19 protein-coding genes and 1 pseudogene are annotated in these 20,131 nt (G+C 38.0%); 12 read left to right on the top strand and 8 right to left on the bottom strand.

Annotation, left to right across the window (positions count from 1 at the left end; translation table 11 throughout):
• The 3 genes from mnmA to purB all read left to right on the top strand — a co-directional run bounded on the left by mnmA (nucleotide 1) and on the right by purB (nucleotide 3,352).
• Nucleotides 1-1,137, top strand: coding sequence for a tRNA 2-thiouridine(34) synthase MnmA (gene mnmA / locus AVJ19_RS05435; protein ID WP_111858762.1), 1,137 nt, complete (start codon nucleotides 1-3; stop codon nucleotides 1,135-1,137).
• 30 nt (nucleotides 1,138-1,167) lie between these two features.
• The gene (gene hflD / locus AVJ19_RS05430; RefSeq protein WP_111858761.1) at nucleotides 1,168-1,899 is read left to right on the top strand and encodes a high frequency lysogenization protein HflD; all 732 of its coding nucleotides are present in this window, start codon (nucleotides 1,168-1,170) and stop codon (nucleotides 1,897-1,899) included.
• 64 nt (nucleotides 1,900-1,963) lie between these two features.
• Nucleotides 1,964-3,352: an adenylosuccinate lyase gene (gene purB, locus AVJ19_RS05425; protein ID WP_111858760.1), complete on the top strand. Its 1,389-nt coding sequence runs from the start codon at nucleotides 1,964-1,966 to the stop codon at nucleotides 3,350-3,352.
• 395 nt (nucleotides 3,353-3,747) lie between these two features.
• On the opposite strand, the gene AVJ19_RS05420 is transcribed toward purB, so the two are convergent.
• Together AVJ19_RS05420 and AVJ19_RS05415 are read right to left on the bottom strand one after the other, a co-directional pair.
• On the bottom strand, nucleotides 3,748-3,990 hold the full coding sequence (locus AVJ19_RS05420; RefSeq protein WP_111858759.1) for a hypothetical protein: 243 nt from the start codon (nucleotides 3,988-3,990) through the stop codon (nucleotides 3,748-3,750).
• Nucleotides 3,991-4,071: 81 nt separating this feature from the next.
• Nucleotides 4,072-6,237: an Ig-like domain-containing protein gene (locus AVJ19_RS05415; protein WP_111858758.1), complete on the bottom strand. Its 2,166-nt coding sequence runs from the start codon at nucleotides 6,235-6,237 to the stop codon at nucleotides 4,072-4,074.
• Nucleotides 6,238-6,416: 179 nt separating this feature from the next.
• Here AVJ19_RS05415 and AVJ19_RS05410 point away from each other — a divergent pair, with 179 nt between their 5' ends.
• A complete protein-coding gene (locus AVJ19_RS05410; protein WP_111858757.1) occupies nucleotides 6,417-7,046 on the top strand; it encodes a DUF2238 domain-containing protein in 630 nt (209 codons plus the stop codon).
• Nucleotides 7,047-7,115: 69 nt separating this feature from the next.
• On the opposite strand, the gene sohB is transcribed toward AVJ19_RS05410, so the two are convergent.
• Together sohB and grxD are read right to left on the bottom strand one after the other, a co-directional pair.
• Nucleotides 7,116-8,078, bottom strand: coding sequence for a protease SohB (gene sohB, locus AVJ19_RS05405; RefSeq protein ID WP_111858756.1), 963 nt, complete (start codon nucleotides 8,076-8,078; stop codon nucleotides 7,116-7,118).
• A gap of 231 nt (nucleotides 8,079-8,309) precedes the next feature.
• Complete coding sequence (grxD, locus tag AVJ19_RS05400) at nucleotides 8,310-8,651, bottom strand: Grx4 family monothiol glutaredoxin (protein ID WP_111858755.1); 342 nt, start codon at nucleotides 8,649-8,651, stop codon at nucleotides 8,310-8,312.
• A 162-nt stretch (nucleotides 8,652-8,813) separates the two neighbouring features.
• On the opposite strand from grxD, the gene AVJ19_RS05395 reads away from it, so the two are divergent.
• Nucleotides 8,814-10,025, top strand: a complete 1,212-nt coding sequence (locus AVJ19_RS05395; protein WP_111858754.1) for an aspartate aminotransferase family protein — start codon at nucleotides 8,814-8,816, stop codon at nucleotides 10,023-10,025.
• 180 nt (nucleotides 10,026-10,205) lie between these two features.
• Here AVJ19_RS05395 and AVJ19_RS05390 read toward each other — a convergent pair whose 3' ends face one another.
• The 3 genes and pseudogenes from AVJ19_RS05390 to surE form a co-directional block, all read right to left on the bottom strand.
• On the bottom strand, nucleotides 10,206-11,138 hold the full coding sequence (locus AVJ19_RS05390; RefSeq protein ID WP_111858753.1) for a LysR family transcriptional regulator: 933 nt from the start codon (nucleotides 11,136-11,138) through the stop codon (nucleotides 10,206-10,208).
• Nucleotides 11,139-11,232: 94 nt separating this feature from the next.
• The gene (locus tag AVJ19_RS05385; protein ID WP_111858752.1) at nucleotides 11,233-12,084 is read right to left on the bottom strand and encodes a peptidoglycan DD-metalloendopeptidase family protein; all 852 of its coding nucleotides are present in this window, start codon (nucleotides 12,082-12,084) and stop codon (nucleotides 11,233-11,235) included.
• A 138-nt stretch (nucleotides 12,085-12,222) separates the two neighbouring features.
• Nucleotides 12,223-12,989 (bottom strand): annotated as a pseudogene (gene surE / locus AVJ19_RS05380) (5'/3'-nucleotidase SurE).
• A gap of 341 nt (nucleotides 12,990-13,330) precedes the next feature.
• Here surE and AVJ19_RS05375 point away from each other — a divergent pair.
• The 5 genes from AVJ19_RS05375 to pal all read left to right on the top strand — a co-directional run bounded on the left by AVJ19_RS05375 (nucleotide 13,331) and on the right by pal (nucleotide 17,741).
• The gene (locus AVJ19_RS05375; protein ID WP_111858751.1) at nucleotides 13,331-13,732 is read left to right on the top strand and encodes an MCR_0457 family protein; all 402 of its coding nucleotides are present in this window, start codon (nucleotides 13,331-13,333) and stop codon (nucleotides 13,730-13,732) included.
• 135 nt (nucleotides 13,733-13,867) lie between these two features.
• Nucleotides 13,868-15,016 carry a D-alanyl-D-alanine carboxypeptidase PBP5/6 gene (gene dacC, locus AVJ19_RS05370; RefSeq protein WP_111858750.1) on the top strand — a complete coding sequence of 383 codons (1,149 nt, stop codon included), beginning with the start codon at nucleotides 13,868-13,870 and terminating at the stop codon, nucleotides 15,014-15,016.
• Between the two features lie 97 nt (nucleotides 15,017-15,113).
• On the top strand, nucleotides 15,114-15,668 hold the full coding sequence (locus AVJ19_RS05365) for a gamma carbonic anhydrase family protein (protein WP_111858749.1): 555 nt from the start codon (nucleotides 15,114-15,116) through the stop codon (nucleotides 15,666-15,668).
• A gap of 129 nt (nucleotides 15,669-15,797) precedes the next feature.
• Nucleotides 15,798-17,084, top strand: coding sequence for a Tol-Pal system beta propeller repeat protein TolB (gene tolB, locus AVJ19_RS05360; RefSeq protein WP_111858748.1), 1,287 nt, complete (start codon nucleotides 15,798-15,800; stop codon nucleotides 17,082-17,084).
• A gap of 96 nt (nucleotides 17,085-17,180) precedes the next feature.
• Entirely contained in the window at nucleotides 17,181-17,741 is a 561-nt protein-coding gene (pal, locus tag AVJ19_RS05355) for a peptidoglycan-associated lipoprotein Pal (RefSeq protein WP_111858747.1), read from the top strand.
• 66 nt (nucleotides 17,742-17,807) lie between these two features.
• On the opposite strand, the gene AVJ19_RS05350 is transcribed toward pal, so the two are convergent.
• Nucleotides 17,808-17,993: an NF038105 family protein gene (locus AVJ19_RS05350; protein ID WP_111858746.1), complete on the bottom strand. Its 186-nt coding sequence runs from the start codon at nucleotides 17,991-17,993 to the stop codon at nucleotides 17,808-17,810.
• Between the two features lie 179 nt (nucleotides 17,994-18,172).
• On the opposite strand from AVJ19_RS05350, the gene AVJ19_RS05345 reads away from it, so the two are divergent.
• On the top strand, nucleotides 18,173-19,147 hold the full coding sequence (locus AVJ19_RS05345) for a class 1 fructose-bisphosphatase (RefSeq protein ID WP_111858745.1): 975 nt from the start codon (nucleotides 18,173-18,175) through the stop codon (nucleotides 19,145-19,147).
• Between the two features lie 103 nt (nucleotides 19,148-19,250).
• Nucleotides 19,251-20,027 (top strand): TrmH family RNA methyltransferase, encoded by a 777-nt coding sequence (locus tag AVJ19_RS05340; RefSeq protein WP_111858744.1) that lies wholly within the window; start codon nucleotides 19,251-19,253, stop codon nucleotides 20,025-20,027.
• Nucleotides 20,028-20,131: the final 104 nt, after the last annotated feature.

Raw genomic sequence — 20,131 nt, 5'->3', positions numbered from 1 at the left:
ATGCAACAACGTGTCATCGTCGGTATGTCGGGTGGTGTAGATTCATCTGTTTCTGCTGCACTTTTACTTCAACAGGGTTATCAGGTTGAAGGGCTTTTCATGAAAAACTGGGAAGAAGATGACGGCACGGAATACTGTACGGCAATGGAAGACCTTGCTGATGCACAGGCTGTCTGTGACAAAATCGGCATCAAACTGCACACGGCTAACTTTGCCATGGAATATTGGGATCGTGTCTTTGAGCATTTTTTACAGGAATATGCGGCAGGTCGCACACCGAATCCAGACATTCTCTGTAATAAAGAAATTAAATTCCGTGCATTTTTAGACCATGCTGTGAACTTAGGTGCTGACTTTATTGCGACTGGACATTATTGCCGTCGAGGTGAAACTGTAACTAATTCACGTGGTGAGGAATATGCACCTCTACTGCGGGGTGTAGATCAAAATAAAGATCAAACCTATTTCCTGCATGCTGTACATGGTCGTGAAATCAATAAAACTTTGTTTCCTGTGGGTGAAATTGAAAAGCCTGAAGTGCGTAAAATTGCAGAAGAACTCGGTTTAGCCACTGCCAAGAAAAAAGACTCTACAGGGATTTGTTTTATTGGTGAACGCCGTTTTAATGACTTTTTAAAGCAGTATTTACCTGCCCAACCTGGAAAAATTGTGCTAGATACAGGAAAAGAGGTTGGTGAACATCATGGCTTAATGTACTATACGCTCGGTCAGCGTGGTGGGATTGGTTTAGGCGGTCTCAAAGGTGCTGAAGAAGGTGCATGGTTCGTTCTACATAAAGACATTGAAAATAACCGCCTCGTCATTGGTCAAGGTCATGAACATCCTTTGATGCAAAGTACCATTTTATGGTCTGAAGCGATTGATTGGGTGGCTGGTGAGCAGGACATTCCTGAAGCTGGTTTTAAATGTACTGCGAAAACACGTTATCGCCAGCCCGATCAAATGTGTACTTTATTTAAAGATCCAAGTACACCGAACGGGGTACGTGTGGAGTTTGATGAACCTCAACGTGCAGTCACACCTGGTCAAAGTGTGGTGTTCTATGTGGATGACATCTGCCTAGGTGGTGGTGTTATTCATCATACCAATGCACCAAAACCTGATTTTATTGATTAAGTTATTCAACAAACTGCAAGGAATTTAGGCATGGTTGATCTACCCTTTCAACAGCCTCAAACTTTGAATCCACGCCAAAATAAAGCTTTGGCGTTAGCAGCTGTGTTTCAAGCAACACAGCTCACCCATATGACCGCAATGTCAGGACGTCAAAGTATTGGTGAAAGTGGTAATTTCTATTTTGAACAATTGATCAAAGCCAGCCTAAATATCCGCCCTACAGAGAATCAATCCTCTCAAACTTTAGACTTTTTTTGTAAATTATCTGATATTTCCTTAGGTTTAAAGACTTTAGAAGGTAGCATCACCCAGCCTTTTAATCCTGCACCAAAGTCCAAAATTCCAAAATTATCGAATGCCAAACTGCCCATGTCCTATGCAATGGCGTTATTAGCCTTAGAAAAAAAAGTTTATGGTAATCCTAAATTCGTCGAAATTATTGAAAAATCTCAACAAAAAATCTTAAAACAACTGTCCTTTTTCGATAACGATTATACTCACCCAAGTATTATTGCCAATCTCGCACAAACCTATGTCGATACCGCTGGACAAATCAATCCTCGTATTTTAGTACGTGGCAATGCTGAAGCCTTTAAAGACCCATCTCATACTAACCGTATTCGTGCCTGTTTATTTACAGGTTTACAAATGGCGCATCTTTGGCGTCAGCTCGGTGGTAGTTCTTGGGCAATGATTTTTAGCAAACGTAAATTGCTACGAGATATTCAAGATCTTGCTCGACTTCAATATCAGGTTGTATAACTTGAATGAAAATGAAGCAGCATCTTTTCGCTTTTCGTTTAATTCCAAATTTTAAGGAATCTCTATGAACGCTTTAACTGCACTTTCGCCATTAGATGGACGCTATGCGAGCAAATGTGATGCTCTCCGTCCTTTCCTCTCTGAGTTTGGTTTAATCCATGCTCGTGTGACTGTTGAAGTGCGTTGGTTACAAGCGCTTGCTAACCGTCCTGAAATCACTGAAGTTCCTGCATTTTCAGCAGAAACTAACGCCGCTTTAGATGCAATTGTTGCAAACTTCTCAGAAGACAATGCCAACCGCATTAAAGAAATTGAACGCACAACCAACCATGACGTAAAAGCAGTTGAATACTTCTTGAAAGAACAAATTGCTGACATCGCAGAACTTAAAAATGCAGGTGAGTTCATTCACTTTGCATGTACTTCTGAAGACATCAACAACCTTTCACATGCTTTAATGCTGAAAAATGGTCGTGCAGTTCTAGTTGAATCAATGCAACAAATCGTTGATGCGATTGCTGCTTTAGCTGAAACTCATGCAGAACAACCAATGTTGTCTCGTACACATGGTCAAACTGCAAGTCCGACAACTTTGGGTAAAGAAATGGCGAACGTGGCTTACCGTTTAGCTCGCCAAATCAAACAATTCAACCAAGTTGAATTATTGGGTAAAATCAACGGTGCAGTGGGTAACTACAATGCGCACTACTCTGCTTACCCAGAAATCAACTGGCCTGCGCACTCACAAGCATTTGTTGAATCTTTAGGTTTAACGTTCAACCCATACACCACTCAAATCGAACCACACGATTATATCGCTGAAATGTTCGATGCTTTACGTCGCTTCAACACAGTATTGATCGACTTTAACCGTGACGTTTGGGGCTACATCTCACTTGGTTTCTTCAAACAACGTTTGAAAGATGGCGAAGTGGGTTCTTCAACTATGCCACATAAAGTAAATCCAATTGACTTCGAAAACTCTGAAGGTAACTTAGGTATTGCGAATGCTGTACTTGCGCACCTTGGCGAAAAATTACCAATTTCTCGTTGGCAACGTGACTTAACTGACTCTACTGTGCTTCGTAACATGGGTGTTGGTTTGGCACAAAGCTTAATCGCTTTTGAAGCGTGCTTAAAAGGCATTGGTAAACTTGAATTGAATGCTGCTCGTATTCTTGAAGATCTTGATCATGCTCAAGAAGTTTTAGCTGAACCGATTCAAACTGTTATGCGTCGTTATAACGTTGAAAAACCATACGAAAAATTAAAAGCATTAACTCGTGGTCAAGCAATGACACGTGACATGATGGTTGATTTCGTCAATGGTAACGAGCTTGAAGCCGTTCCTGCTGCGGATCGTGCACGTTTAGCTGAGATGACACCTGCTACATATACAGGTAATGCGGCTGAACAAGCAAAACAAATTAAAGATTTGATTTCTAAAATTTAATTTTTAGACCCATTTAAAATAAATAAACGAAGCTTCGGCTTCGTTTATTTATTGGATTTTAAAAGATGCGATTGATTATTCTTAATACCAATCTTTAAATTCATTTAATATCCTATGAGGTAATGTATTTTTAGAATTTCAATATATAAAATAAATAACCTCAACTCATAAGCTTTCAATATCAGCGGTACTATCTCGTAAGGCGACATGGATGTCGCCGTTGAGCAAGGGGACAAGGAAGTCCCCTTTGCTCAACAAAGGATTTTTGTCACTCTTACGGAATATATTCCTCATCCTTCAAAAGTGAGGCAACGCCTACGCGAATCAATCTAAATGTTACACAAAAGATGAGGCTGTGCTGATCCACAAATATATTTACTTTTATAAAAATAAAACTAAGCTAATGGGCAATAACGCATCCAATCCGCTTTCATTTTTTCGAGTTCTTCACCCGTCAAAATATCACTGAAATAAATATAATACGTCGCATTAGGATATTTGATTTCATGGCGATATAACATGCCACGTAAAGATACTGAAAGTTCTTCAGGAAAATCATCTGTCAATTGATACAATTCTTCAAAATCATAATTAAAATAACAATTTTGCTTTGCCTCAAATGCTTCAATTACAACCATATTCACCCCTTAGAAATTTAAAACATACAGTGTAAAAGCAGAAAAAGCGATGAAAATCACCGCTTTTTTCATATTTTAAATTTAGCCCAAGCTCAGTACAGGCGTAAGCAACTCATCATTCAATGCATCGACTTTAATATTTGCCAGAATAGCAACATTTTGAGTTGATACCGCTGTTGGTACGACATCCATATTCACATTTGTAGTAGGAATATCATGCAATATTGATTCAATATCTTGATTTTCAAGCAAAGTATCTTGTTGCATCAAAGTTGAAATATTCACTGTAGCAACATCAGAATGTTCATTTGCATTCAAAGGCTCTGTCGCATCTACATCCTCCAATACTGCTGCAATTGCATTATCATTCAGATCTGCAACCGCCATTTTTGCAGCTACTTCAGGTGTAATCACAGTAAACTTAAAAGCATCACTCATTGGACTACTATTATTTGCCGCATCCATTTGTGTAAATGTAAAACTATGCTCACCCAATGCTAAATCAGTACTTGGAGTAAATGTCCATTTACCATTTTCCACTTTAACTGTTGCAATTGCTTGACCATTATCATAAATCGTCACAACGGCACCAGTCTCACCCGTTCCTTCAAATTTAGGACGCGTATCATCCGTTGTTCCATTATTGGCAATTGTTTGTTTATCACCAACATCATCGGTCACAGCTTTTAATACGACTTTATTTGGTGCAATAGTATCTGCTGTACCTGTGACTTGAGTCGCTTCTGATTTATTACCTGCAGCATCAAAAGTATAAATATTCGCAATTGCTTTATCAGTCAAACTACTCTTTAAAATAATGGTAAATTTTCCTGCTGCATCACTGACACCTGAACCAAGCAAATCACCCTCTTTATTATAAACTTCTACTTTTTGATTTGCACCAGCTTGTCCTGTAACCTCATTTCCCTCAGCATTGATTTTAGCAGTTACCGCATCAGGAGCGATCATATCCATACCTGCTTTTATTGCTAAATCTTTCGAAATATTACCTGAAGAGTCTGTTACTGTCAGATTTGCTGTTTCATCTTTAGCTAAAGCTGGCTTGATTTGAACTGTAAAATGCCCTTTGTCATCTGTAGTTGCAGATGCAATCACCTCACCTTTACTATTTTTTACAGTAATTTTACTATTTGCCTCAGCACGACCACTGACTTGATCACCCGTTGCATTTACTTCAACATTAGGCTGCTCTGGAGCTAAAGTATCTTTTCCAACAATGACTGTACTAAATTCAGACTGATGACCCGCAGCATCTTTCACCATAATTTTCGCTTCTGCACTTTGAGCTAAAGCAGGTGTCACAGCTATTGAAAATGTTCCATCCGAAGCCACAGTCACAGGACCAGCTAATACTGTTTTCCCTGTTGAATCATAAACATAAACTTTTGCACCAGCTTCTGCTTTACCAGAAACAATACTGCCTGCATCATTGATTTGTGCTTGTGCTGCATCAGGTGCAATGGTGTCTTTTGTTCCTGTAATCACAGCAGGTTTCGATTCATTACCTGCTGCATCTTTGGCATACATCACCACTTTTTCATTATTAACCACTTCACGATCTAAGGTTAGCTTAAAATTACCTTCAGCATCTGCTGTTGCTTGCCCAAGTATCTTACCTGATAAGTCTTTCACATAAACCGTTGCACCTACTTCTGCCTTACCCGTGACAACTTTACCTTCAGTATCTAATGCTCCTGTTGGTACGGATGGTGCGACTAGATCCGTATTTGCAACATGGTCATCGTCATCATCTTTATCATGAAATGCCGCCAAATAAACACCTTCCAAGCCTAATAAAATTAAAGCAGGTTTCACTAAATCTTTTTCATACCATGCAATATTTTCTTCTACAGCTTGTGCAGTTTGAAGACTTTCATTTGTGATATGCGTTTGACTTTTTTCAAGTTCTTCAATTATGCGTTTAGGATTATAATTAATCTGATAACCTTGATCAGTGACGACTAACTCTTCAAAAGTCCCTTGAACATTACTCAGTAAAATTTGATGAGGTATTTCATTCCCTTCATGAAAGAAATTTTCTAAAACAATTTTTTCACCATTTTTAAGAATAATAATGGCTTTATTACCACTATGCTCAACGGATGCGATTTGTTCTTTGCTATACCCCAACCGAATAATAGATGCCTGATTTAAGCTGACATGTTTATTTTCTGAATTTTGCAACGTAACTAAAGTTGATTTGTCTAAAACGACGATGCCAGCCATTATATCCTCAGTGAAATCAGCATTTGAATAAATGCCTACGCTAACAAAAGTACTTACAAACTACAATCAATAACACATGAATATTTAACAATTAAACTGTCAGTTAAGTTCAATTTAAATATACATTTAATTTAAATTTTCATTACACTATTTCAAATCAAATCAAGATAAAAATACTTATGATTTATTATAAATTAACCACAAAACATTGGCTCACCCTTGCTGTACTTGCAGCTGCTATCATCATTGCAAGTATCAAGCCCTTAGAGTTTGAATCCTATCTTTTGCATCAAGTTGGCACTGGATTGATGTTAATTATGCTATTTGTTTGCCTTAAAAAAATCGGGCTAAATTACTCCACTTTTTTACTTTATATTTTATTTTTATTGATTCACGTTTCCGCAGCACATTATCTCTATTCATACGTACCTTATAATGATTGGGTTAAGTCCATTTTCCATTTTGATTTAAATCAAGTAATGGGATGGCAACGTAATATGTATGATCGGTTAGTTCATTTGGTGTATGGTCTCTTTTTATACCCATTTTTCTATCGATTATTTCAAGTGTGGTTACCTAGCTTGCGTGCTAAAACATTATTTTTCATTACGATTCAATTTATTATGGCAAGCAGTTTATTTTATGAATGGATCGAATGGTGGATTGCGATTGGCTTATCTCCTGAACAAGCTGAAAATTATAATGGACAACAAGGCGATATCTGGGATGCGCACAAAGATATGTTTTTAGCAACAATTGGAGCAATGTTTACAGGTTTAATCATCTATAAACAACAAAATAAAACATGAATAATGACCATAAAAAGCAATCTTTTAATGATTGGCTTTTTATTCATTAGCGAATTATCTAAATGATCATTAAAGCTTTGGATCACGCATTTGCACTAAGCTTGCATTGGCTTTGGTCAATGAATCAACCAATTTATTCATCACCGCAGGAATCAAGTTATCTGCCATTTGCGCAGCTTGTAAACCCAACTTTTCACCTAAAGTTGGTTTACGGCGAGTTTGAATCACATAAACATCATGCTGTGGTAACAAACCGAGTATATATTCATCTGAGGTTTGCAATTTATCGACTAAATTGAGATTTAAAGCATCCTCACCATACCAATGCTCACCTGTTGCGACTTTTTCCACATTCAACTGTGGACGATATTTTTCCACAAAGTGTTTAAATAACGCATGGGTTTGTTGCAATTCTTCTTCAAATTTTGCTTTACCTTCTTCGGTATTTTCACCGAACATAGTCACCGTACGTTTGTATTGTCCAGCGGTATACAGCTCAAAATCAATATTATGCTCTTTCAATAAACGATTAAAATTAGGGACTTGTGCCACGACCCCAATCGAGCCTACCACAGCAAAAGGTGCAGAAATAATTTCAGACGCAATACACGCCATCATATAACCGCCACTTGCAGCAACTTTATCAACACAAATCGTCAAATGAAAACCTGCATCACGCAAACGCACCAACTGCGCTGCCGCCAAACCATAACCATGCACCATACCACCTGGACTTTCCAAACGCACGACAACACGATCACGCCCTGCTTTTGCAGTTGCTAAAATCAAGGTGATTTCTTCACGTATATTTTCCACTGCAGATGCTTGTACATCACCTTTAAAATCCAATACATACACTTTTTGGTTAGTTTTTTTGCGTGCACGGGCCTCTTTTGAAAATTGTTGGCTGAGCTGCAAAAGTTCAAGTTTTGATGCTGTAGTTTGTGCAATTCTTTTTCGTTGTTCGTTAATACGTGCATTTAAATGGCTGACACGAATTTCAGCAGGCGCTTTAGGTAAATGAAATAACATATAAATTCTAGTCTCTTAAAATATGAAAATGCTTTTTCATTAAGATGTGGTCAAATAGGTGTAAATTCAATGACTATTTTGCAAAATTTCAGCAATAAAACTCCACTCCCCAATATCCATCTCTTTTATTTAAAATAAAACTTTGATTTAAAAGCACTAAAAATAATCTATGCTCTTCAAATTTAGACAATAAAAAAGCACCTGACGGTGCTTTTTCTACAACTTAGGCAATTACGCTTCAGGTGCTGGGCTGTGTTGTTCAACCAACGGTTTTAACTCACCATTTTGGAACATTTCAAGCATAATATCACTACCACCAATCAACTCACCATTGATCCATAATTGTGGAAATGTAGGCCAATTTGCAATTAATGGCAAAGTTGCACGAATATCTGGATTTTCCAAGATATTAACATAAGCAAATGGACGACCAATTTGGCTAAGTGCTTCTACTGCACGTGCAGAGAAACCACATTGTGGGAATTGCGGTGTACCTTTCATATAAAGTAGTACAGCATGTTTAGCAATTTGATCGCGAATTAACGCTTCTGTATCACGCGCTTGTTCAGTCATTGATTAAATCCTCAACTCATCTGCGTGCATTATACCTAAATCCGCCATAAAGGGTATGACTTCAAGATTATTTCCACTTTTATTTGTATTTAGGCTTTAAATCTGTGTCATATTTTGCTTATATAATCTTTTAATTTTTCACTCCTCAGATAAGAGTTCGTCATGAATAACATTACCCTCGCTCCGGTACAACCTGATCAACCATCGCATTTGATGCCTGTATTTAGCCGTCAACCGATCAGCTTTGTACGAGGACGAGGTTCTTATCTGTATACTGAAGATGGTACTGAGTATCTAGATGCTTTGACAGGAATTGCAGTATGTGGTTTAGGGCATGCACATCCTGTTCTCGCTGAAGCGATTGCAGATCAAGCTACAACTTTGATTCACACCAGTAATATTTATGAAGTGCCTTGGCAAACTGCTGCTGCACAAAAGCTTGCTGAAGTGTCTGGTATGGAAGAAATTTTCTTCTCAAACAGTGGTGCAGAGTCTAACGAAGGTGCAATTAAAATTGCCCGTAAATTTGGTCATTTACAGGGTGTCTCCAACCCAAAAATCATTGTAGCAGATCATTCTTTCCATGGTCGTACTCTTGCAACGCTATCTGCAACAGGCAATAAAAAAGTCCAGGAAGGGTTTGCGCCCTTAGTTGAAGGCTTTATCCGTGTACCTTTTGGTGATGTTGAAGCGATTGAAGAAGCCGCAATTAACCATCCAGATATTGTTGCAATCTTAGTTGAACCAATTCAAGGTGAAGGTGGGGTAAATACTGCACCACAAGGCTTCAGCTACCTAGAAGATATTCGTCGTATCTGTAATCAGCACAACTGGCTCATGATGCTCGATGAAGTTCAAACTGGAAATGGTCGTACAGGTAAATACTTTGCTTATCAACATACCAACATCATTCCTGATGTAATGACCACAGCAAAAGGTTTGGGCAATGGTTTCCCAATCGGTGCTGTCATGACCCAAGGTCGTGGTGTAGGTGTTTTAACTGCTGGCAATCATGGTTCTACTTATAGCGGCACACACTTAGGTTCACGTATTGTATATACTGTGATTGATTTGATTCAAAAAGAAAACATCGTTGAAAATGCTGCTAACATTGGTGCATATTTAGTCGATCAATTCCGCACACAACTTGCAGCGCAAAATGTGACTGTCCGTGGTTTTGGTATGATGATTGGAATCGAATTACCAAAAGACTGTGGTGAATTAGTCAATATTGCCCGTGATGAACACAAACTGATCATCAATGTCACCTCAGGCAATGTGGTACGTTTACTGCCTGCGTTGAATATGAATAAAGAGCAAGCTGATGATTTGCTACAACGTTTAGTCCCTGCAATTAAAAACTTTATTGCATAAAGATGAACAATTGAATTTTAATATTTGCTTGTGACAAAAAATGAGTATCAATAGGATGCTCATTTTTTATGTCAACAAATATATTAAATACAAATATAAAAAAACCGAGCTATTAAAATAACTCGGTTAATTCATTAATCGTATTCTTATACTGCATTAATTATATATAAAAATTGAGATTTAAGACGCTTCTTGATAAATACGTCCACCAGGTAACTGACTAAAATATTGCTTTAAAGCATCCAAACAACGGTGAATTTTCATCGGTTGTTGTTCACGTTTTAAGGTCATTGCATTCAATGTAAAAGTTGGCAATTTCCAATCTGGTAATACTTCTACTAATGTCCCATTCATTAATTCTTTTTGCACATCTAAGTATAAAATACGTGCAATGCCATGACCATGTTGGCATAAAGATTTTGCAACAAAAACATTGTTGGTTTGTAAGCGATTCTGCATTTCTACATTCACACTTTCACCCGATGACACATGTTGAAATGAAAAACTTTGATAATTTTTCATGATATTCACAGGAATCAAATCATGATTACTTAAATCCTCTGGACGTGAAATTGGCGCCGTTTGATTTAAATAACTCGGTGATGCCACAAGCACTTGGTCAACCCGTGCAAGTGGTATACTTGAAACTGTATTTGACTCTTCAATTTTTGAACACATACGGATCGCAATATCAATACGTTCTTGAATCAAATCAATAAATTGATTATCTGCTTCAAAATGTACCATAAGTCCACGATGTGCAGACATCCAATGTGACAACGCTGGAACAACATGCGTTGCACCTAATTCAGGTGTCGTTGCAATACGCAACTCACCCACCAAATCATCACGTAATTCATTAATGCGGATTTTGCCGCGCTCTGCTGCTGCCAACATTTCTTGGCAACTATGAAAAAAAGCTTGACCAGCTTCTGTTAAACTCAATTTTCGTGTAGAACGGTGAAGTAGAGTTACTTCCATTTCTTGTTCTAATGATCGAACTTGTTGGCTAACGGCACTAGTCGTAATGCCGAGTTCACGCGCAGCACCACTGAAAGAGCTTTTTTCAACGACACAAGCAAAAACACCCATCGCTCGAAGTTGATCTAACATAAATTTCCCTCTGAAATTATGAGATGCTTCACACTTTTTGTTAAAAGCAACTCATTGTATTATACGAAGAAAATTAATATTTGCACCAAATAAATTAGACTGACGGTAAAATATTTGCAGGGTTAATTGGTTTACCATCTAAACGAATTTGAAACTCAAGCATTGTACGTGGTGCACCAGATGCGCCCATTTCCGCAATTTTTTGTCCTGCTGTGACGTTGTCGCCGCTTTTCACAAGAATTTTACTGTTATGTGCATATGCTGTAATGTAACCATCGATATGTTTAACTAAGACTAAATTACCATATTCTTTTAAACCATCAGCGGCATAAACCACTTGTCCATTGGCTGCTGCAAACACAGGATCGCCAACATTTCCACCAAAACGAATGCCTTTGATATTTTGCGCTAAATTATAATTTGCAATCACAGCACCATTTGAGGGTTTTACCCAACGCAAATTTGTAGATATTGATGGTGCAGTCGTGACAGGTGCAGTTGGTGTTACAGGAACAACTGGCACAGGTGTTACTGGTTTTGGTACTGTCGTTGTTGTTTGATTATTCGGTAAATTGATCGTTTGGCGCTTGATTTCTGTATCAGTATTATTAAAAACTTGTGTGGTTGGTCGATTATTATTTGAACCACTGCCCTTTTTCAGACGAATAGATTGATTTACATAGATGCGATATGGTGCTGCAATATCATTCATCTCCGCTACACTGAGATAACTTAATCCATATCGTGCCGCAATACCGCTTAAAGTATCACCTGAGCGTACAGTATAATAATCAGGCGCATTGGCATAGCGCACAGGGTTATTAATTTGTGGTTTTGAAGCACATCCTGTCATGACTAAAGTTGTAACCACAGCAGATGATAAAACGAGTGCATTTATCCAGCCTCGTGGTGATAGATAAAGTTGCTGTGATCGTAACGAAAGCATTGATTTCCCTCTCCAGAAAATAGTTTTTAAAATATTCTGCCTAAGATTAGCAAAAAAGCTTAGCTTTTGATGATTTAAGCCAGCTTTTTCACAAACTTATAACATAAGCTTCTACAGGCTTTACACCCACTGTTGGATTTAGCGCAATTGTTGCTGTAAATGGGTTAAAACACTGTAATTCGTTGCATCCATTTGAATTGGTGTAATACTGACATAACCATTGGCAACTGCAAAAAATCAGATTGAACATTCAAGTCACTTTTTTTCGGATCAGTCACCGCCTCACCTGCAAGCCCAATCCAATACACTTGACGACCACGAGGATCAACCTGACTGGTTATTGGTTTGGACTGTATACGACGACCTTGATAAGTGATTTGTGTACCTTGGATTTGCGCAACATCAGGAATGTTAATATTGAAAATATGGCGCTCAGGCAAAGTAGGAATACCTTGGGCAATAAAATCATGTACCCATTTTGCTGCAACTGCATAATCTTCAGGACGTTGATAGGAACGTACATTACTGCCTGCAAGTGACACAGCAATCGCCGCTTGTTCCATTAAGCGTCCTTCAAATGCTGCACCTACAGTACCTGAGTACAAAACATCATCCCCCAAATTTGCACCGCTATTAATACCACTCACCACAAGATCAAATTCAAAATCAAACAAACCATTCATTGCCAAATAAACACAGTCTGCAGGTGTACCATTCACTGCCCAAACATCTTCAGCAACAGGAATCGGACGCAATGGTCGATCTAAAGTTAAGGCACTCGAAAAACCACTGCGTTCACTTTCAGGTGCAACAATGACTACACGCCCCAAAGGTTTAAGTGCTTGTGCTAAAGCTTGTATTCCAGGTGCAAATACACCATCATCATTGGCGATTAAAATATTCACACTATTTCTCTTTCATCAAAAATATTTAAATTGGCGCATAGAGTAACAAAAATCACGTATGAGTATTTTTACACTTTTGCGATTTCTCTGTACTCCACCATTAGACCAACAAAATCAGTTCAAATTTCATTCCATATAATGCATTTCAAACATTTATAGGATTCAAAATAATTCCACCTATCATCTGAACAGGCTGTATAATTTGCATACAAAATCATGTATTTCACCCGATATTTATCGCTACATTTTATTGAAATCCAACATCTTCAATACATTTTCTCTATTTTATTTTCATAGAATCAGTTTATTCTAGACAAATCATTAAGTTAACAAGGTTCGTTATGCGTACGCTTTTAAAAACTCTTGCTGTGGGGATTTTATCTATCTCTTTTATCGCAATGCCAACTGCATTTGCTGCGGATAAAAATACAGATGCCCAAGATGAAAATATTGAAGTCACTCAACATAGCGTAACCAATGAAGAATTGGCTGCAATCTACGTACTGTCTGACATCTGCCCTAAACTCGTTAAAGATGATGAAGCTTTTGAAGCAGGTTATGCACGTTTACTCAAAGAATTCTTACCCGAATCGACTGATCCTACTACAGACATTAAAAAATTAGTTAAAGAGAAATCTTTTAAAAGTGTTTTGAAAGAAGCACAAAGTGATGCGAAAAAAGCAGGAAAAGAAGCCAATATAGGCGTCTGTGAAGATGTGCTCAACTATCAACCACAAAACTAATTGACCGATTCGACAATACACCAATTCGTTACAAATACTGTCAAATAAGCCGACTTAACCCATAGAAGTCGGCTTTGCTTTGTCCTAAAATGCTAGCCTCTTTTAGTGCTCGTACAAAGATTGGAACTACCTAGAATGACCCGAAAAAGCGCCCTCGCTGCATTGTTACTCCTGCCTTCATTTTCCTATGCAGCAACTGTTTTATCGAATCCACCAGAATTAAATAATAAATCTTACGTTTTGATGGATTATGAAACAGGGCAAATCCTTGCATCTAAGAATGAAAATGAAAAACTCGCACCTGCTTCAATGACGAAAATGATGACGAGTTATATTATTGAACAAAAATTATTAAAAGGTGATCTAACTGAAGACGAAAAAGTTCGTATGAATGAATCGGCTTGGTGCCGAGGCAGCAGTACAGAATCTTGTATGTATGTTCCATTAAATGGTACAGCAACTGCACTAGAAATGTTACGTGGAATTATTGTTCAATCAGGAAATGATGCATCAAAAGCAATGGCTGAGCATATTTCTGGTAATGAAGGTACTTTTGCACATGAGATGAATCAAGAAGCAAAACGTATTGGCATGACCAACACTCACTTTATCAATGCAACTGGGATGCCTGCTGAAGGTCATTATTCCACTGCAAAAGATATGGCAAATCTTGCAAAACATATCATTCATGACAGTTCAAAATACTACCCAATCTATTCAGAAAAAGAATTTACCTTTAATGGGATCAAACAAGGCAACCGTAATGCCTTACTTTATACTGATCCAAGTGTAGATGGTTTAAAAACAGGTCATACAGATGAAGCAGGTTATTGTTTAACGACTTCCGCAAAACGTGGTCCGATGCGTTTAATTTCTGTGATTTTTGGTGCACCATCAATGAATGAACGTGCATCTCAAACCCGTGAATTATTGTCTTGGGGTTATTCAAACTTTGAAACAGTCAATGTTCAACCTGCTAATCAAGTCATGGCAAAAGCCAAAGTGTATTTTGGTAAAGACAGCGAAGTTCAAGTCGGTTTACCTGAGGCATTTAATGTAACCATGCCTAAAGGTCAAGCAGATGCAATCAAAACGCAAATTTCTGTACAACCCAACCTCAATGCCCCACTACAAAAAGGTCAAGTCATTGGTAAATTGACAGCGACCTTAAATGGTAAAGTGATTACGGAAAAACCTTTGGTCGCAATCAATGCTGTTGAAGAAGCGGGTTTCTTCTCTCGTATGATTGACCATATTAAAATGTTCTTTAGCAACTTATTTTAAGTTCATTTAAAATTTTCAAAAAAAGCATTCATGTCTAGGATATGAATGCTTTTCTTTTATAATCATATTCAATTATGTTGAAAAATAAAGGGATCTTATGAAGAAGAATATTCGCACTTATTTGGAACATCGTCCAAAAATCGACTCAACTTGTTATATTGATGACTTAAGTGTCATTATCGGTGAAGTCACACTTGCCCCAAATGTATCTGTTTGGCCTTTTGCAGTCATTCGTGGTGATGTAAATTCGATTAAAATCGGACAAAATAGCAATGTACAAGATCATTGTATGTTACATGTCAGTCACAAAAAAGAGTCTAAACCCGAGGGCTCTCCCCTCATCATTGGTGAAGATGTCACGGTTGGGCATCATGTCACTTTACATGGTTGTCGCATTGGTGATCGTGTTTTGATCGGAATTAATACCGTCGTTTTAGATGATGTAATTATTGAAGATGATGTGATGATCGGTGCAGGAAGTCTTGTTCCACCTCGTAAAGTCTTAAAAAGTGGATATTTATATGTTGGCAGCCCTGTACAACAAATACGCCCTTTAACAGATGCTGAAAAGGAGTTTTTGCCTTATTCAGCACGGCACTATGTCAAAGTTGCCAACAACTATTTAGAGAATGACGTATCAAAATCGTCATAAAAATGTGAGACTCTATTCGATATTTCACTGAACATTCATAATTACATGCTTTATATAGATTAAAATCATGTCTTTATGCTACAAAGCTATTCATAGTTAAAAAATCAATATTTGAGTACATGAACACCCATGAAAATCACGCCTAAACACTTACTCAGTTTGGCAGTTGTATTGGCTTCTTTTAGCCCTGCCTTCGTGCCTTCAACCTATGCACAATTGCATTTAGAAATTGCCAAAGCACCTGAAGAAGCACCGAAAATTGCGATTCTCCCATTTGGTAATGATCAAACGATTTATCCAATCATTGAAACTGACTTAAATCGCTCAGGTCGTTTTAGCAGCTCATCGAAAAATCTTCCTACAACAGCAAGTTTAAACAATATTAATGCTGAAGCTTGGAAAGCAAGTGGCGTACCCTATGTTGTTGTTGGTGATACAAAGACCAATCCTGATGGCTCATTAGCTGTACACTACCAACTCTATGATGTTGAAAAACAAACTTTTTTACTCAATGAGTTGTTGACAGTTCCTGTGTCTCGTGTACGTTCTGCGGCACATATGATTTCTGATGCGATTTACCAAGCACTTACAGGCATTAAAGGTGACTTTAGTGGACGTATTGCTTATGTATTACGTAATCCTGCGACACCTGAGCAGCGTTATACTTTACAAATTGCAGATACAGATGGCGCACAACCTAAAACCATTTTAACCTCTCGTGATCCTATTCTTTCACCTGCTTGGACACCTGATGCGCAAAAAATTGCTTATGTATCCTTTGAAACTAAGCGTCCTGCGATCTATGTACAAGACCTTGCAACTGGTCAACGTGAAAAATATGCAAGCTTCCGTGGATTAAATGGCGCACCAAGTTTCTCTCCTGATGGAAAATACATGCTATTCACCGCATCAATGCATGATAATCCTGAAATTTACCAAATGGACTTAGAAACTCGTCAAGTTAAACGAATGACGAGTGACAGTGCAATTGATACTGAAGCACGTTATGCACCTGATGGAAAATCATTTATTTTTACTTCAGACCGTGGCGGTTCAGCACAAATTTATCGCTACAACTTAGCAGATGGTTCAACCAAACGTTTAACCTTCCGTGGTGCATTTAACGCACGTGGTTCACTTAGTGCTGATGGTAAATACGTTGCCTTAGTACATCGTCCATCAGGCAGTAACTATAAAGTTGCGATTCAAGAAATTTCTACAGGCATTACCAACATCCTGACCCCAACAAGCCTCGATGAATCACCAAGTTTCTCACCAAATGGTCAAATGGTGGTATACGCAACTCGTGAAGGCAACCGTGGACTATTAGCCATCATGTCTACAGATGGGCGTTTCCGCATGAATTTACCAAGTGAACAAGGTGAAGTCCGTGAACCTGCTTGGGCACCTAAATAAGTCAACAAACCCCATTTGAGATATATCGACAAAGTTTTATTTTAAATGCTTTAATCAAAACGTGCTGTAACTTAGAAAAACTTTATGGAGTTTATAATGAATACGATTAAATACTTAGCACTACCTTTACTCGCTGTAAGTTTAGTGATGACAGGCTGTGCAAACCGCAAACCAACAACTGATGCAAATGCAACAACAAATCCAAACAGTGTAAACACCACAGGTTTGAGTGAAGATGCTGCATTAAATGCGCAAAATCTTGCAGGTGCTTCTTCAAAAGGTGTAACTGAAGCCAATAAAGCATTTTTAGCAAAACGTGTGGTACATTTTGACTATGACAGTAGTGATCTTTCAAATGAAGATTATCAAACCTTACAAGCACATGCTCAATTCTTAGTGGCAAATGCAAACTCGAAAATCGCATTAACAGGTCATACAGACGAGCGTGGTACACGTGAATACAATATGGCTTTAGGTGAACGCCGTGCCAAAGCAGTACAAAGCTACTTAACTACCAATGGTGTGAATGCTACTCAGCTTGAAGCAGTGAGCTATGGTAAAGAAATGCCAATCAATGCTGGACACAATGAAGCAGCTTGGAAAGAAAACCGCCGTGTAGAACTTAACTACGAAGCTGTTCCGCCATTATTAAAATAATAGCTCTTCAATAAAATGTACCAAAGTAAAAAAGCGCTCATATCAAATGGGCGCTTTTTTTATAAATTAAGATTCAGTTTCAGTTTGCTTGGGACTTTGCATGGATTCAATGAGATCATGCTTATTGAATTTTTTATACTCAGGTTTTGCTTCGTAATCTTTCCATGCAGCCTTTACATTTTCGGTACTAATTTCAGCTAAATCAATACCTTCACCTTGTGTTGGAGTCGCTTCAAACTTTTGCGTGGTCATAACAGTGCTCCTTAACGCTATCCTTTTGTACCTTCAACATAGCAGTTTCTAAAATACTTTCAAGCCTAAAATCACGACAAATAACACAGGATGATTTTTAATTTGCAGCAAACTCATCTAAAATAGCCAGATTGTTTAATTTGTTAGAAAATTATCGCTTTTATTGGAGCAGCTTTGCTATGTCAAATCGCACTTTATCCCAGTATTTACAACTACAACAAGGGAACTTAACACCTGAACTTGCAGATGTTATTGAAACCATTGCCAACACGTGTAAATCTATTGACCAACTGCTACAAAAAGGTGCATTGGCTGGTGTTTTAGGAAGTGCGCAACATGAAAATGTTCAAGGCGAAGAACAGAAAAAATTGGATGTAATTTCAAACGATTATTTAATTGATGCCTTAAAAATCAATAAAAATGTTGGTGGCTTAGCATCTGAAGAATTAGATGAATTCACTGCTGCACAAGAAAATGGTAAATACTTGGTTTTATTTGATCCACTCGATGGTTCAAGTAACATCGACATTAACATGTGTGTCGGTACGATTTTCTCTATTTTAAATGCAAAAAATGCAGTCACTCAAGCAGAAGACTTCATGCAAGCAGGTAAAGATCAAGCTGCTGCAGGTTATGTACTTTATGGTCCATCTACCATGATGGCATTAACTGTAGGTGCTGGTACTGTATTCTTTACTTTTGACCCTGAATCAAAAGAATTCTTATTGACTTCTGAAAATATCCAAGTCGCTGCTGACACCAAAGAATATGCGATCAATGCATCAAATCAACGTCACTGGGAAGCACCTGTAAAACGTTATATTGATGAATTACAAGCAGGTAAAACATCTGTACGTGAAAAAGATTTCAACATGCGTTGGGTGGCATGTATGGTTGGTGACATTCACCGTATCCTTTGCCGTAGCGGTATTTTCTTATACCCATACGATACCAAAGATCCGAAAAAAGCTGGTCGTTTACGTTTGATGTATGAAGCAAATCCGATGAGCATGCTCATGGAACAAGCAGGTGGTGCGTCAACTACTGGTCGTGTCCGCATTTTAAATATTCAACCAACAGAATTACACCAACGTGTTCCTGTGGTGATTGGTTCTAAAAATGAAGTTGAGCTTGTAACAAGCTACCACAACTAAGTTATTATATTTTAATCATTTTTACTCTCTGTAAAGGGAGTAAGTCCATTTAGGGGTTGTTGCATATGCACAACCCCAATTTACATTTTTTGGATGCACTCCCATGCCTACCATATTTTTAGAATCACGTGATAACCCAAAAATTAAACACTTACGTGGCTTAATTGAACAAAACACCTATCGTAAAAAACAAGGTCAAACCGTACTTGAAGGTACACACTTGACTTTGGCATGGCTTGAAAAAAAGCGTCAGATCAAATCAATTTTCACCACTGAACATGCACTTGAACACCCTGATTTTGATGAAATTTTTTCTCAATACACAGGTATCGTTTTTGTCTTAAGCGAAGCGTTATATAAAGATCTCAGCACTTTAGGTACATCTATCGCCTGCCTAGCAATCGTAGACCTACCATCATCACGTGAAGCATTAAATTTTACCGAAGACACTTTAATTCTTGAAAATATCCAAGATCCTGGAAATGTAGGTACACTGCTGCGTTCAGCTGCTGCAGCAGGAATCGAACAAGTCGTCTGCACGAAAGGCTCAGCATCGTTATGGTCACCACGTGTCCTCCGTGCAGGTATGGGTGCACATTTTTCACTACAAACTTATGAAAACATTGTTTTAGAAGATATTCTCAAACAATTTAAAATCCCTGTATATGTGACTAGCTCACATGAATCTGAAAGCCTATATAGCAAAAATCTACGCCCACAATGTGTTTGGATCTTAGGCAATGAAGGTCAGGGTGTCTCTGAATTTGCACTACAACATGCGCAGGCAGTCAGTATCCCCCAACCAGGCGGTCAAGAATCACTCAATGTTGCTGTTGCTGGTTCAATTTGTTTCTTTGAAATGGTACGTCAACGCCTTTAATTGGTTAAATTATTTTATTGTCTGTACCGTACCTTAAAAAATCCTTTAAACTGATAAAAATAATTGTATTGTTTGTCAACCCACCTTAGTTTTTAAACGTTATA

Origin of the sequence: Acinetobacter sp. CFCC 10889 (genome assembly GCF_003268395.1) — a bacterium.
In the GTDB taxonomy this organism is placed as follows: domain Bacteria; phylum Pseudomonadota; class Gammaproteobacteria; order Pseudomonadales; family Moraxellaceae; genus Acinetobacter.
This window is presented reverse-complemented; position numbering and strand designations above follow the sequence as displayed.